The sequence below is a fragment of the Bacillus cereus group sp. MYBK14-1 genome, assembly GCF_051916885.1.
GTDB classification, from domain to species: Bacteria; Bacillota; Bacilli; order Bacillales; family Bacillaceae_G; genus Bacillus_A; species Bacillus_A cereus.
This window is the reverse complement of sequence record NZ_JBQAHM010000002.1, coordinates 465,203-480,003: the sequence shown is the minus strand read 5'-3', so window position 1 is coordinate 480,003 and position 14,801 is coordinate 465,203. Positions and strand designations below refer to the sequence as shown.

Here is a 14,801-nt window from a genome sequence, read left to right as displayed (position 1 = left end):
TTATTTTGTATAATGAGTGAGAATGATAAGGTGAAATATTAAGATATATTTATACATAGAAGGAGAGAATTAAAAAGAATGGCACATAAAATTTTAGTAGTAGACGATGCGATGTTTATGCGAACGATGATTAAAAACTTATTAAAAAGTAATGCTGAATTTGAAGTTATTGGCGAAGCAGAGAATGGGGTAGAAGCAATTCAAAAGTATAAAGAACTTCAACCTGATATTGTAACATTAGATATTACTATGCCAGAAATGGATGGGCTTGAAGCATTAAAAGAAATTATTAAAATTGATTCAAGTGCAAAGGTTGTTATTTGTTCTGCAATGGGACAACAAGGTATGGTATTAGATGCAATTAAGGGCGGGGCAAAAGACTTTATTGTAAAGCCATTCCAAGCGGATCGTGTAATTGAAGCTTTAACAAAAGTAGCAAATAGTTAATATAGAAGGGGTGCCACAAGGAATCAAAACAGTGATAGCGGATCGACGTGTGGCCCCCTTTTTTCTCATTATAAAACACTAAATTGTTATACATAAATGAAATGTTTGTTAGACAGGTAGGGGATAAAAATGCAAACAGATCTATTAAATATATTTTTCGAAGAGTCAGAAGAACATTTACAGTCGCTAAATGAAAATGTGCTAGTGTTAGAACAAAATCCTGCTGATATGGATGTTGTAGGAGAAATATTCCGATCCGCTCATACATTCAAAGGTATGTCTGCGAGCATGGAATTTACGGAAATGGCTGATTTAACGCATAAGATGGAAAATGTGTTAGATGAAATTCGTCATGGAAATATAGTTGTAAATGCGGATATTATTGATGTGATTTTTGAGTGCATTGATAATTTGGAGAAGATGGTTGCAGATGTGCAACAAGGTGGAATGGGCAATATTGATGTAGCCTCAACTAAACAGAAATTAGAAGCATTATTGAACGGCAATGTAGAAACTCCTACGGAACATATAGAGCAAAATCATATAGACACCGATGATGGAGTTTCGCATGAAGTGCATATAACAGTTGAACAGCAAGCGATTTTAAAAGCAGTACGTGCCATTATGTGTATTGAAGCATTGCAAAATGTAGGGAATATACAAAAAACAGCTCCGAGTATTGAAGAAATTGAAGCAGATGCTTTCGGATTTGAATTTACAGTATTTATGGATACGGATTGTAGTATAGAAGAGTTGAAACAAGTAGTACTTCATGTTTCTGAAATTGAGAAAGTGGAAGTAAAGCAAGGAGAACCTATATCGAAGGAAGTAGCTTCTAAAAAAGTCGTGACACAAGAAGTTGTGCAAGTAGAAGAAAAGCTACAACCTGCTGTGGTTACGCAGGTAGAATCACCGATAGAGGCAACGAATCAACCTTCAAGTACTATGCCAGCTAAAAGTACTACAAAAACGAAAAATGCTAAAGTGGAGAATCGTTCAATTCGTGTTCAATTAGAGAAAATCGAAAGATTAATGAATATGTTTGAAGAAAGTGTAATTGAACGTGGGCGCATTGATGAATTGGCTCAAACAATTCAAAACAAGGAGCTAATTGAACATTTAAATCGATTAGGCGATATTTCAAAAGATATTCAAAATGTACTATTAAATATGCGTATGGTGCCGATTGAAACTGTGTTCAATCGTTTCCCGCGTATGGTACGTATGTTAGCGAAAGATTTAGGGAAAAAAATCGATTTACAAATTACAGGTGAAGATACTGAAGTAGATAAAATTGTTATTGATGAAATCGGTGATCCGCTCGTTCATTTAATTCGAAATGCAATCGATCACGGTGTTGAAACTGTTGAAAAACGACGTGATGCAGGTAAAAATGAGACAGGTACGATTAAATTAGAAGCCTTTCATAGTGGAAATCATGTCGTTATTCAAATTACGGATGATGGAAACGGTATTAATAAAGGGAAAGTATTAGAAAAAGCGATTAAAAATGGCGTTGTAACTGAAGCGGATGCGAATAGATTAACAGATCGTGAAGTGTTTGATCTTATTTTCCAACCAGGATTTAGTACAGCTGAAGTTGTATCAGATCTTTCTGGACGCGGTGTCGGATTAGATGTTGTAAAACATACGATTCATAGTTTAGGTGGACATTTAATTATTGATTCTGAGGAAGGAAAGGGAAGTACATTTAGAATTGAACTTCCATTAACGTTGTCTATTATTCAATCTATGCTTGTTCAAACGAATGATAAGCGTTATGCTTTACCTCTTGGAAATATCGTTGAAGCAATTCGAATTAAGAGAGAAGACATCCAATCCTTACAAGGGAAAGATGTGTTAAATTATCGTAATCAAATTATTGAAGTGAAACATTTAAGTACTGTATTTGGTGAAAAAACAGTAGATGAGGCGTTTGCGTCATATGATGGTCAAATGGTTCCTGTGTTAATTGTTCGTAATACACATCGCAGCTATGGACTTATTGTAAACACAATTATCGGTCAAAGAGAAATAGTCTTAAAGTCATTAGGTGACTTCTTTGCAGAGAGTTCTAACTATTTCTCTGGTGCGACGATTCTCGGTGATGGACGAGTGGTCCTCATTTTAAACCCAGAAGGTTTATAATAGGAATGAAGGAAAGCTCCCCACTTGTATACAATTGGGGAGCTTTTTGGCTAATTGCTACGAATCTAATAATGGGATACATAGTAACGTTTTATACTAATGAGTTTGCTAAAATAAAATAAGAGTTTATATTATTTGATAGAAAAACAGAAATGAGGAGGCAGGGAAAATGCCTGAGCAACACACAAAAGGGGATACAAGCACGATTGTGCTAGAAAAAGAAAATGAGCATTTAACGCCTCAAGAATGCGATATTCTTGGCGAAATTGCAAATATATCATTTGGTTCAGCTTCGACTGTATTATCAACAATTTTAAATAGGCAAGTAAGCATTACTGCTCCTCGCATAGAGTTGGTAGATTTATATGATTCAAGAGATGTCGAAGTTCCACATGTTGTATTAAACATTCATTTTACAAAAGGATTAGATATGGAAAACCTTCTTGTCCTTAAGCAAGATGTTGCATTATCCATTGCTGATTTAATGATGATGGGAACAGGTGAAGTGGAGGACGGAAAAGAACTTGGTGAATTAGAGCTAAGTGCTGTACAAGAAGCGATGAATCAAATGATGGGATTCGCAGCTACATCTATGTCGGAATTCTTCCAAGATACAGTAGATATGTCTCCGCCGACGATTAAAGTTGTAAAGTTATCAGAAGAAATGGAGAAAATCTCTGAAATCGATGGGAATCATACGATTGTTAAAGTGTCGTTTGATTTAAAGATAGATAATCTTGTAAACTCTAAACTTGTACAAATTGTTTCAGTTGAGCATGCGAAACAAATGGTAAATAAATTAATGCAATTATCTGGTGAAGTAGAAGAAACAGTCGAACCATCAGAAGTAGTGGAAACTGAGATTGTAGAAGAACAAGTTGAAAAAGAGCATTTAACACAAGAAGAGAAAGATGTGCTTGGTGAAATTGCAAATATTTCAATTGGTTCCGCTTCAACAGTATTGTCAACGCTTTTAAATCAGCCAGTTACAATTAGTACACCAAATGTGGAAGCAATTAATGTTCGTCATTATGATGGAGTACCAGTGCCATTTGTTATTTTAAATGTCGACTTTGTTGAAGGGCTAAAGAATGAGAATGTATTCGTATTTACGAAAGATGTCGCCTTAACAATGGTAGATTTAATGATGATGGGAACAGGGGAAGTTGATCCGGAAAAAGAGCTTACTGAATTAGAACTGAGCGGTATTAAAGAAATTATGAACCAAATGATGGGTCATGCTGCTACGGCGATGTCAGAAATGTTCCAAGAAAAAATGGACATGACGCCGCCAAATGTTAAATTTGTAACGTTAAAAGAAGAAATGGAGTATTTGGGAGAGTCAATGGAAGTGGACGAACTCGTTCAAATTACGTTCAATCTTGAAATTGGTGATCTGCTTCAATCGAAAATGTATCAAATTTTGCCAATTTCTGAAGCGAAAGAAATGGTAAGGCGACTTCTGTATCCGATGGTGGAAGAAGAAGAGATTGCCACAGAAGAAATTGAAGAAGAAAAAATTGTAGAACCAGTTGTGCAACCTATTGAATTTAAAGAAGTAAAACAAATGGAACCAGTATATATGGACACGTCCATTCTACAAAATGTAGAAATGAACGTGAAATTTGTATTTGGAAGTACAGTGAAAACGATTCAAGATATATTAAGTTTACAAGAAAATGAAGCAGTTGTGCTAGATGAGGATATTGATGAACCAATTCGTATTTATGTAAATGATGTATTAGTGGCGTATGGTGAACTTGTAAATGTAGATGGATTTTTCGGAGTAAAAGTGACGAAATCACTATAAGGCATTGAAATAGGAGTTTGAACTAGTAGATGAAAAACGTAAAGTTTTTTCTAATGAGTTGGCTATGCATACATGTATGCTTGTTCTTCCCCTTGCAAAGTCAGGCTGAGGAACAAATTGAGTCAGATCAAAAAATAAATGAAGTGAATGTACAAGAAGAAAATAAGGAATCTCAAGAATCGTCAGAGCAAGTGGAAACGAAGCAAGATGAAGAGAAACAAAAAGAAGCAGAACAACAAGAAGTAGTAAATAAACAATTGAGTGAAAGAAAGATAGAAACAGAACAGGGAATTATTACAGTAAATAAGCCGGAGCTTAAAGTTGGCGAAGAGGTGCGAATTGCTGTAGAACCAAATGGGAAAAACATTCAAAGTATGAAAGGTATATTGCAGTTACAAAAAAATGGGGAGCAATATGCGCAAGAAAGAATGTTATCTTTTGAGTATGATGAAGAAACGAAGAGCTGGGTTGCTAACTATAAAGCAGGGGATTTTGATTTGCAAGGTGATTGGAATCTTCAGCTCGTTCAAAGTTACAAAGAGAATGAGAAAGAAGAGCTCATAAAAAATGAAGTGAAAGTCCCGCTCATTCGTATTAAAAATGAAACGCCAACTATAGATAAAGAATTGCCAAAGTTACAGAAAGTTACTATTGATGAAGTAAAAGAGAACTTAGTTGAACGAAAACAGGGAGATTCTATACATATACGAGTAAAAGCATCAGATATAGAATCGGTTGTAAAAGAAGTGCGCGTTACATTAAAAGGGAAAGAAAATAAAGAGCTTTCGTTTTTATTAGACTACAACAAGCATGATATGGATTGGCAAAAAGTATTTGAAATAACAGAAGCATTGCCGGCTGGGCCATACGAATTACTTGTAGAGATAATAGATGCAGCAGGTAATAAACTTGTTGAGGAAAGTGAATATACCATTTCTGTTTTGGTGCCAAAAAATGAAGATGATAAAAAGATAGAAGAGAAAGAAGATAAATTAGATAATAAACTAGAAAATGAATTAGAAGATAAGAAAGAAAATGAGAAGCAAGAAGATTCCAAAGTCAAAAACCCGGTTCCAGAAGAAAATTTGCCAGTTGTTCAAATTCCGAAGCGAGATGAGAAAGTAAATAAGTTTATAAAAGAACCGTTGGAAGAGAAAGAGGAATTTACTTACGTTATAAAAGAGCCGTTCGAAGACAACAAGGAAGTACATAAGGCGAAGGACCAAAAAGAGAAAAATAACAAACAAGTTGCCTCTAAAAAGAAAGAACAAAAAGAAGAACCGAAAGACAAGAAAGAAGAAAAAGGTGAACAGGGAGTGCAAGCTTCTGATGTGTTTACTATCATGTCAGGTTTATTCGTACTGTTTTTAGTTTTAAAGAGTAATAAAGAATGGGGCTAATTATTTCATAGTAGTGGAGGCGCTTAAATGGAGATTAAACGTACGACAATTGAAGATAAGGCGTTACAACCATTAAAACAGCCTGCAGCTATTTCGGAGCATGAAATCCAGAAAGAACGAAAGCGTAGCAATTTAGTGTTTACTGGACAGTCTAAAATTATTTCGAAAAATAATGAAATAGGTATTTTACTTGCAAGTTTAAGTGATGGAAAGATTATGAAGGAAATGCTTTCTAAAGAGATGGATACAGTGTTACAACTTTTTAAAAAGTTACATACGTTATCTGGAGAAGGTAAGCAAACAGAAAAAATATTTGAACAAGTAATTAGAAGCCTACAAGGGCTTGTTAAGCAGGCTCATATAAAAGAACTTCCTTTGTTAGATGGAACATATGATTTCGCTGAAGTACAACTATCATTTGGTAGAAAAGTACATATTCCGTTACTAGATGTGAGTGCACTTATCTCTAGAGTGGAAAGTGATTCTTCAGAAGGAAATATAAATTTGATGGTAACGGTTATTACTGCTTATATAACGAAATTGTCTAACGAAACGATTTTAATTAGTGTTACAGACCGCATTGCTAAAGATCGGGATGTAAGTGTATGGAGAGCGCTTGCGGAAATGAACATGACACAATTATCACAGGCATTGAAACAAACGATGCAAGAACATAAATGGTCTATGACGCTTCTTTTTCTCTTTATATGGATTGTCGGTATTATTTTAATTCGAGTTATGTAAAAAGGTCGTCACTCCATTGTGACGACCTCTTTTATATTTTTTCGTAGAAGAATGTATCAAATCGCTGAAGATTGTAACGCTCGGGTGTTAAAATTTGTTCCGTACTACCAACAAATAGTACACCGCCTTTTCGTAAAGAACGACTAAATTTTTCGTAAAGTTTTACTCTTGCTTCTTCTGTGAAATATATCATTACATTGCGACAAATAATCAAATCATAATTTGTATCGAATGACTGCATTAAAAGGTCATGTTGTTTAAACGAGACGTTTTGTTTAATGTTTTGATGCAATGAATATAGATCATTCTCTTTTGTGAAATGACGTTCTTTCAAATCATTAGGTAATTCCTTTAACGAACGTTCTGTATATTGACCGCGTTTTGCGGTTTCTAAAATATGAAAATCAAGATCTGTTGCTTGAATTTCAAAACGAAATGGAGCAAGATGCTTCGATAAAATTAAAGAGAGTGTATACGGTTCTTCACCAGCAGCGCAAGCGGCACTCCATACCTTTAATTTTCCGCTATTTTGTTCGAGTAATTTTGGTAGTGCTTTCGACTCTAAAGTTTGCCATCGTTCTTTATTTCTAAAAAACTCTGAAACGTTAATTGTAATATAGTCAATAAAATTTAAAAATAAATTTTGATCAGCGCGTAATTTGTTTAAAAAATTAGTGTAGTTTTCGAAGCCTTTTCTCGAAATGAAAGCATCGATTCTACGGCGCATTCTATCTTGTTTATATGAAGCGATGTCCATATTGAATTGTTGTTTAAAACTCGCGATAAAATGATCATAATCTTGTTCAATTATCATATTTACAATGGGCACAATAATGATATTGTGCCTCCCCCTTTACATCATACGAATTTTTTGTTCAAAGCTTTTTTTCATTTGCTTTTCATGTAATCCTGGTAAATCATAAATGACAGCATCAATACCTGCTTCTTTTGCAACATCGACAGGGATGACAGATGTATGTTTGTCCCCATTATAAAAACAGAGAACTAAATCAGTGTCTTCAATAATTTGTTTAACAAAAAACATATAATCTGATCGGTAAATGGAGTCAGAAGGATGATCAAAAGCAACATATTCGGCTCCGTGTTTTTTTAAGTAATCAACGACTTCTTGAAATTCATCTGTAATTGCTTGCAATGGTTGCAGCGTGTAAAGGCATAAATTTTGAGCGAGTCTTTCATTCTCAACGAAAAAACGAAGAACCTCATTTTCAATAGATTTATAACATAATATGTAAATTTTATGTTTGTGAGCATAGTCAGTTAAAAATTTTTTAATTTCTTCTTGATCTAATGCTGTTAATTGATTTGAACCACAAAGGAAAATATTCATAGAATTGTGCCACCTCATGCTAAATTGTAACATATCTTTTATAAAAAATAACTGCAAAATATTACTGTTCAGAGTATAATTATAAATAACTGGATTTTACGATTAAGTTTAGGAAGAAATAAAAAAATAAATAGGTGATATATATGCTACGTTCTATCTCGCATAATCCAATTTTATCGCATATACCGCCTGCTACTCAAATGCCGAAAGAAGCAAATGTCAGGACAGGACTTGCATTTTCGGATAATTTGCATGCAGATCCGAAAAAAGATAAATTACTAGAACAAATGGAAGCGTTTGTCGATAATATTGGAGAAATTAAAGAGAAAATTGAAATGGAATTAACGCTTGATAATGTAATGGAATACAAAAATACAGTAAAATCATTTTTGAATTTTTACGTTGATAATGTATTGCAGTATAAAGATGTCATGTCTCGTCACCCGCGTTACGGATATTCACAGAAAATGACGATTGTGAAACAGGCAGAAATGGGATTGAATGAATTAGAAGATGTTATGAATTTAATTAATACGAAAACAGGACATTTAGAAATGTTAAATCAAATTGGAGAAATCCATGGCTTAATTGTAAATTTAGTCTTGTAAAAGGAAGGAAGCTATATGTACATACAATTATATGAAAAGCTTGTTATTATACAAAAAGCGTATGAAAATATTCAAGCGCTTGGAGAGCAAATATATGAGAATTTAAAAAATAAAAATGTAAATGCAGTTCAAAAGTTACAAGTAGAGCAATTGCAGTACATTGATGGTTTAAAAGGGTTATCAAGCTCATTTGAAGAAATGGTTGTTCAGTTCTGTAAAGAACAAGGAGTTGAATCGTTTCGTGTAAGTGCGTTATTTTCGTATTTTTCTCAAGAAGAAATTGAAAAAATGGAAGAATTACAAAAAAACGTAACTGAATTAGAAGAGAATGTAAAAATGATTCTTTTGAAAAATCAATATTACTTAAACGTACTATTAAAAACTACAGAAAGTATTGTGGATTCTGTTTCTGAATACAACTTAGAGCGAAACAATAATTCGCAAATCTTTATGAACGAACTATTGTAAAGGAGAAGTGAAGCTTTATGAGATTATCTGATTATAATACACCGCTATCGGGTATGTTAGCGGCTCAAATGGGGTTACAAACAACGAAACAAAACTTGTCTAACATTCATACACCGGGTTATGTGCGTCAAATGGTGAATTACGGATCTGTTGGAGCAAGCAATGGTCATACGCCAGAACAGAGGATTGGTTACGGTGTACAAACGCTAGGTGTTGACCGTATTACTGATGAGGTAAAGACGAAGCAGTTTAATGATCAATTATCTCAACTCTCTTACTATAACTACATGAATTCGACTTTATCACGTGTAGAGTCTATGGTTGGAACGACAGGAAAGAATTCATTATCTAGTTTAATGGACGGTTTCTTTAATGCCTTTCGTGAAGTGGCAAAAAATCCAGAACAACCAAACTACTACGATACATTAATTTCTGAAACTGGGAAGTTCACAAGTCAAGTGAATCGTCTTGCGAAAAACTTAGATACAGTGGAAGCACAGACAGCAGAAGATATTGAGGCGCATGTTAATGAATTTAATCGTCTTGCTGCTAGTTTAGCAGAAGCGAATCATAAAATTGGACAAGCAGGTACACAAGTGCCGAATCAACTTTTAGACGAACGAGATCGCATCGTTACAGAGATGTCTAAGTATGCAAACATCGAAGTATCTTATGAATCTATGAATCCTAATATCGCGAGTGTTAGAATGAATGGTATTTTAACAGTAAATGGACAAGATACATATCCACTTCAATTAAATAAAGAAAAAGACCCAATGTCAGTTGAGATTTACGGTTCAGAGATCTCTGTAACTAGCGGGGCGATAAAATCAGCGATTGATACGAAAGCGAAGATTGTTAATTATAAAAAAAATCTCGAAGACTTAATGAGTTCGATGAAAAATCAAGTAAATACAGTGATGGGAAAAGATTTCTTCGTTGGAGATTATGCGAAGGATATGAAGTTAAATCCAGAATTCCAAAAAGATGTTTCGAAAATGAAAATGTCTGCTGAAACAGCAAATAAACTAGCAGCAGTTACAGATGACGATTATAAAGAAGGTCTTTCTTATAAACAAGCATTAGACCAATTTATAGTTCGTGTTGCATCTGATAAAAGTGCAGTAAATGGTTATCAAAAAATTCATGGCGACTTACTAGAAGGTATTCAACAAGAAAAAATGAGCGTTGAAGGTGTAAATATGGAAGAGGAAATGGTAAATTTAATGGCCTTCCAAAAATATTTCGTCGCAAACTCTAAAGCTATTACTACGATGAATGAAGTGTTTGATAGTCTATTTTCGATTATTCGATAAGTGATAATAATTGATTGGAAATATATAAGGAGGAGATAGAAATGAGAGTATCTACATTTCAAAATGCAAACTGGGCAAAGAATCAGTTAATGGATTTGAATGTGCAACAACAATACCATAGAAACCAAGTAACTTCAGGGAAGAAAAATCTTCTTATGAGTGAAGATCCACTTGCAGCGAGTAAATCATTTGCGATTCAACATTCATTGGCGAATATTGAACAAATGCAAAAAGATTTAGCTGACTCAAAAAATGTATTAACACAAACTGAGAATACTTTACAAGGTATTTTTAAATCTTTAACGAGAGCAGATCAATTAACGGTACAAGCATTAAATGAGCCAAATGGTGAAAAAGAATTGAAAGCCATCGGTGCAGAGATTGATCAAATTTTAAAACAAGTTGTATATTTAGCGAATACGAAAGAGCAAGGTCGTTATATTTTCGGTGGTGATAGTGCAGAAAAGTCACCATTTACAGAAGATGGTACGTACCAGGGCGGAAAAAATGATGTGAACTGGCAATTAAATGATGGTTATGAATTAAAGGCATTTCGTAACGGAGAAGCATTATTATCCCCGGTTATAAAAACGTTAAAACAGATGAGCGAAGCGATGCAAAAAGGTGACCAAAAAGCGTTACAACCGTTATTAGGAGAAAATAAGAAAAACTTAGATGGCATCATTAACCGTACAACTGAAGTTGGTTCAACAATGAACACAATGGAGACGTTTAAAACAATTTTAAGTGAGCAAAATTTAGCGCTTCAAGAAAACCGTAAAGAAATTGAGGATGTTGATTTAGCGGTCGCAATTTCTGACTTGGCATATATAAATGCAACGTATGAAGCGACGCTTAAAGCGGTTAGTACGATGAGTAAAACGAGTATTTTAGACTACATGTAATCTATAAGGAGTGAGAAAAATGGCAGGAACAACGATGACAGGTATTGGTGGTAGACAACAAATTTGGAACCTCGGAAATAATATGATCGATACTTCTAACTTCGTCGAATTAGAAATGAATGCTTTAGATATGAGGAAAACACCATATACGAAAGAAAAGAATGACCTTACAAATGATAAACTACTATATACAAGTTTAAAATCAGAATTTAGTTCTTTTACACAAACTTTTAAAAACTTAGCGGCTTTTAAAGGAAATGAGAAAAAAGTAACGACAACACAAGACGGTTATATTAATGTAAAAGCTGATGGTGGTGCGATTGCAGGAACTTTTAATATGACGATTACACAGCTTGCACAGCGTCATCAAATAGCTTCAAATGAAATTAAAGATATAAATGCAAAGCTTCCTAAAGATGAAACATTAAAACTAGGTGGTAAAGAACTAAAAGTAACAACTGATATGACATATAAAGATTTAATTAATAAGATTAATGATGGAGATTATGGCGTATCAGCTTATACACTTGGAAATAAAATTTTCATGACCTCGAAAAAAGAGGGAACAGATGGACAGATTAAGTTTGAGGCGAACACATCTACACTATTTCAAGATATGGGTTTAGCTAAGGCGGATGGCACAGCGCTCAATACAATCAATGAAGCACAAAATGCTATGTATACTATTAATGGTATCAAAGGGGAAGGTTCTACTAATACAATTGAAGCTCTTCCTGGTGTGAAAATTGAGTTGTTAAAGGTAACTGAGCCGAAAGTAGAAGGAGCGCCAGATGCTGGTACAACAACAGATCCAAAAGCAAAAGGTATAGATCTGAAATTTACAGTAAGTGATTCAAACGTAACAGATGCATCGAATGTTATTAAAAAAATGGTAGCTGATTATAATAAAGCTGTTTCTACAGTAGATATCTTTGCTGGAAAAGGTGGAGCTTTCCAAGGTCAAGCTATTATGCAAAGTGTACGTCAGGCAATGAACAATGTCGTAACATTTTCTCAAGATGGCAATTATTTATTCACATTTGGTATTCAATTAAAGCAAGATGGAACGATGGAAGTTAATGATGAAAAATTAACACAAGCATTAAAAGAAAAACCCGATGCAGCGAAGCAATTTTTCTTTAGTTCTAACGGTTTAGGAAAAATGATGGAAGAACCGCTTGATAAACTATTCGGTGATAAAGGTGTGGTCGGCGAGAGAGTTAAAAACATTGACTCACGTGTAAGTGATTTAGATAAAAAGATTAAAGATATTGAGACGCAAAACTTGCAAAAGCAAGATGAAATTGTGAAGAAGTATCAAAAGCTAGAGAGTACATTGGCGGCGCTTGATAGCCAACTAAAAACAATTAAAGCAATGACAAAACAAAAAAGTGATGATTAATGAAAGTTGAGGAAGTGATCGTATGCAAGCATGGCAACGTTATATGCAAAATGATATTATGACGAGTAATCCGATTAAAAATACAATTTTTATTTATGAAAGATGTATTGTAGAGTTTCGTAATTTAGAAGAACTTTTACATACTTTTAAACTACAAGAAGGGGACGCACTTCTTGAAAAATTAGAACGTATTTTTGAAGAACTAAAACTTCAATTAAATCCTGAAATTACGAAAGATTTATATGATAGTCTCTATGGTTTATATGATTGGATTAGCATTCAAATTCAAACGATGAAAGTAACTCGTGAAGCGAAAGATATTGATGCAATTGTGAAAGTGTTACAAGATTTAATAGACGGTTACCGCGGAGCACTTGAAAATGAACAATGATATTTATCGGACGTTTGTCAGCTGTTTTAATGAAATCGGTGAATTGCAAGTGTCAGACAGAGAGTTTGCTGAGAAGAGTGAGATGTTAAATCGCTGGATGATGACATTGGATGAAGAAACGCGTGCGCAAGTTGCAGCAGAAGTAAGCCCGTTCATTATTAAGGCAGCTCAGCATATTCGGGATAAGCAAAAGATTTTGGAAGAAATGATTATGACAAATGATGGGCGAATGAAGGCTAATTCATTTTACGGTAAATATTAATAATAACGTTTGGAAACAGATTCCCCTTTTAAAAGGGGGTCTATTCCTTCGTTTACATAAAGAACTCCGCTGATTGAGGTTTCATTTTATGACTGTGATGAAAAAATAATAGTAATCTAAATAATAGAAAAATGGACTTTAGTTTGTAGTTTATATATTGAAATGTTCTATAGATTACTATGTGTATACAGTTTTTTGCATTCTTTTTTATATTTTTGTATTTTTCTAAAGACAACAATGAAAAAATGGAATAAAATATGTAAGGGTACATAATAGTAAATATTTTAATAAACGCATATAAGAAAATAAATAATGAAGTGAAACTTCTATCAGTGGATCATTACGTTAGAAAAGGAAGGGTGTGGAATATGCCAGATTTAGTGAGTGATGTAAGCCATTATATGAATTATTTAGTGACGAAACGAAATACTGTTTCTAGTAATATTGCAAATGCGAATACACCTGGCTATAAAGCACAAGATGTAACATTTGCTGAGCAGATGAATAAAAGTAGTGCCTTATATAAAAATAATGCGGCTGATTTAAAGAGCAATCCAGATTTATATCAAACGAATGAAATGCACTTACCGACAGTAAATACGAAAAATACATATGCAAAGATTCAAACAAAATCAATGCAAACGAATAAAGACGGAAATAGTGTGGATGTAACGACAGAAATGCTAGATTTAATGAAAGCAAATCAGTTATACGGTATTTCAATAAACGCAATTAATACACAATATGCAATTAACCAAGCGGCACGCGGACGTTAAAAGTAGAAGGAGAGACAACGGATGTTTCAGGCAATTAATGCAAGTGGCTCAGGGCTAACGACAGCGAGAAAGTGGATGGAAGTTACTTCTAACAATATTGTAAATGCAAATACGACGGCGGCTCCGGGGGCAGATTTATATGAGCGTCGTAGTGTGGTGTTAGAATCAAACAATAGTTTTGCAAGTATGTTAGATGGGGCTCCTACTAATGGAGTAAAAATAAAAAGTATTGAAGCAGACAAAACGGAAAATTTAGTGTATGATCCGACGCATCCGCACGCAAATGAAGAAGGATATGTACGTTATCCAAATATTGATGTAACTGCTGAAATGACGAATGTAATGGTTGCTCAAAAAATGTATGAAGCGAATACGAGTGTATTAAATGCGAATAAAAAAATGCTTGATAAAGATTTAGAAATCGGCCGAGGATAAGGGGGAAAATCGTAATATGAAAATTCAACCAATGTTACATACACAACCATTTGGAGCAATTCAGTCAATTGGTGCACCGAAAACTTCTCAAACATCGGTAGCTCCGGAGAAAAAGTTTATTGATTTATTGGAAGATATGAATCAAACGCAAAACAATGCGCAAACAGCAGTATATGATTTACTAACTAAAGGGGTAGGAGAAACACATGACGTTTTAATTCAGCAAAAGAAAGCTGAGTCTCAAATGAAAACGGCTGCTCTCGTACGTGATAATCTTATTGAAAATTATAAGTCACTAATTAATATGCAAATTTAGGAAAGTGGACGGGTGTGTTTAA

The 14,801-nt window shown here is 34.0% G+C and carries 17 protein-coding genes; 15 read left to right on the top strand and 2 right to left on the bottom strand.

The genetic code is table 11. The features are described from left to right. Nucleotides 1-78 precede the first annotated feature (78 nt). From ACTFR3_RS08450 to ACTFR3_RS08430, 5 genes are all read left to right on the top strand, one after another. A complete protein-coding gene (locus ACTFR3_RS08450) occupies nt 79-447 on the top strand; it encodes a response regulator (protein ID WP_000940568.1) in 369 nt (122 codons plus the stop codon). A gap of 129 nt (nt 448-576) precedes the next feature. Beyond that, nucleotides 577-2,595, top strand: a complete 2,019-nt coding sequence (locus ACTFR3_RS08445) for a chemotaxis protein CheW (protein ID WP_440044349.1) — start codon at nt 577-579, stop codon at nt 2,593-2,595. A gap of 169 nt (nt 2,596-2,764) precedes the next feature. After that, nucleotides 2,765-4,405, top strand: coding sequence for a flagellar motor switch protein (locus ACTFR3_RS08440; RefSeq protein WP_001115005.1), 1,641 nt, complete (start codon nt 2,765-2,767; stop codon nt 4,403-4,405). Between the two features lie 29 nt (nt 4,406-4,434). Continuing rightward, nucleotides 4,435-5,805 carry a transglycosylase gene (locus tag ACTFR3_RS08435; protein ID WP_071739876.1) on the top strand — a complete coding sequence of 457 codons (1,371 nt, stop codon included), beginning with the start codon at nt 4,435-4,437 and terminating at the stop codon, nt 5,803-5,805. A gap of 27 nt (nt 5,806-5,832) precedes the next feature. Then, nucleotides 5,833-6,549, top strand: coding sequence for a hypothetical protein (locus tag ACTFR3_RS08430; protein ID WP_000403950.1), 717 nt, complete (start codon nt 5,833-5,835; stop codon nt 6,547-6,549). Nucleotides 6,550-6,580: 31 nt separating this feature from the next. On the opposite strand, the gene cheR is transcribed toward ACTFR3_RS08430, so the two are convergent. Together cheR and ACTFR3_RS08420 are read right to left on the bottom strand one after the other, a co-directional pair. Continuing rightward, nucleotides 6,581-7,363, bottom strand: a complete 783-nt coding sequence (gene cheR, locus ACTFR3_RS08425) for a protein-glutamate O-methyltransferase CheR (RefSeq protein ID WP_000582876.1) — start codon at nt 7,361-7,363, stop codon at nt 6,581-6,583. Between the two features lie 39 nt (nt 7,364-7,402). Further along, entirely contained in the window at nt 7,403-7,900 is a 498-nt protein-coding gene (locus tag ACTFR3_RS08420) for a flagellar motor switch protein FliG (protein WP_001020110.1), read from the bottom strand. A 143-nt stretch (nt 7,901-8,043) separates the two neighbouring features. Here ACTFR3_RS08420 and ACTFR3_RS08415 point away from each other — a divergent pair, with 143 nt between their 5' ends. The 10 genes from ACTFR3_RS08415 to fliE all read left to right on the top strand — a co-directional run bounded on the left by ACTFR3_RS08415 (nt 8,044) and on the right by fliE (nt 14,779). After that, on the top strand, nt 8,044-8,508 hold the full coding sequence (locus ACTFR3_RS08415; protein ID WP_000946323.1) for a YaaR family protein: 465 nt from the start codon (nt 8,044-8,046) through the stop codon (nt 8,506-8,508). 15 nt (nt 8,509-8,523) lie between these two features. Next, nucleotides 8,524-8,976 (top strand): hypothetical protein, encoded by a 453-nt coding sequence (locus ACTFR3_RS08410; RefSeq protein ID WP_000275878.1) that lies wholly within the window; start codon nt 8,524-8,526, stop codon nt 8,974-8,976. Between the two features lie 17 nt (nt 8,977-8,993). Next, complete coding sequence (flgK, locus tag ACTFR3_RS08405; protein WP_414764423.1) at nt 8,994-10,292, top strand: flagellar hook-associated protein FlgK; 1,299 nt, start codon at nt 8,994-8,996, stop codon at nt 10,290-10,292. 41 nt (nt 10,293-10,333) lie between these two features. Continuing rightward, nucleotides 10,334-11,197 carry a flagellar hook-associated protein 3 gene (locus ACTFR3_RS08400; RefSeq protein WP_001266403.1) on the top strand — a complete coding sequence of 288 codons (864 nt, stop codon included), beginning with the start codon at nt 10,334-10,336 and terminating at the stop codon, nt 11,195-11,197. Between the two features lie 19 nt (nt 11,198-11,216). Further along, on the top strand, nt 11,217-12,599 hold the full coding sequence (locus ACTFR3_RS08395; protein ID WP_059303962.1) for a flagellar hook-associated protein 2: 1,383 nt from the start codon (nt 11,217-11,219) through the stop codon (nt 12,597-12,599). Nucleotides 12,600-12,621: 22 nt separating this feature from the next. Continuing rightward, complete coding sequence (locus ACTFR3_RS08390) at nt 12,622-12,990, top strand: flagellar export chaperone FliS (protein ID WP_001149516.1); 369 nt, start codon at nt 12,622-12,624, stop codon at nt 12,988-12,990. Further along, a complete protein-coding gene (locus tag ACTFR3_RS08385) occupies nt 12,980-13,252 on the top strand; it encodes a hypothetical protein (protein ID WP_001058088.1) in 273 nt (90 codons plus the stop codon). Before ACTFR3_RS08390 ends, ACTFR3_RS08385 begins: the two co-directional genes overlap by 11 nt. 317 nt (nt 13,253-13,569) lie before the next feature. After that, nucleotides 13,570-14,028, top strand: a complete 459-nt coding sequence (gene flgB, locus ACTFR3_RS08380) for a flagellar basal body rod protein FlgB (RefSeq protein ID WP_370445031.1) — start codon at nt 13,570-13,572, stop codon at nt 14,026-14,028. A 21-nt stretch (nt 14,029-14,049) separates the two neighbouring features. Further along, nucleotides 14,050-14,463 (top strand): flagellar basal body rod protein FlgC, encoded by a 414-nt coding sequence (gene flgC, locus ACTFR3_RS08375; RefSeq protein ID WP_000484680.1) that lies wholly within the window; start codon nt 14,050-14,052, stop codon nt 14,461-14,463. A gap of 16 nt (nt 14,464-14,479) precedes the next feature. Then, nucleotides 14,480-14,779 carry a flagellar hook-basal body complex protein FliE gene (fliE, locus tag ACTFR3_RS08370; protein WP_000701670.1) on the top strand — a complete coding sequence of 100 codons (300 nt, stop codon included), beginning with the start codon at nt 14,480-14,482 and terminating at the stop codon, nt 14,777-14,779. Nucleotides 14,780-14,801 lie beyond the last annotated feature (22 nt).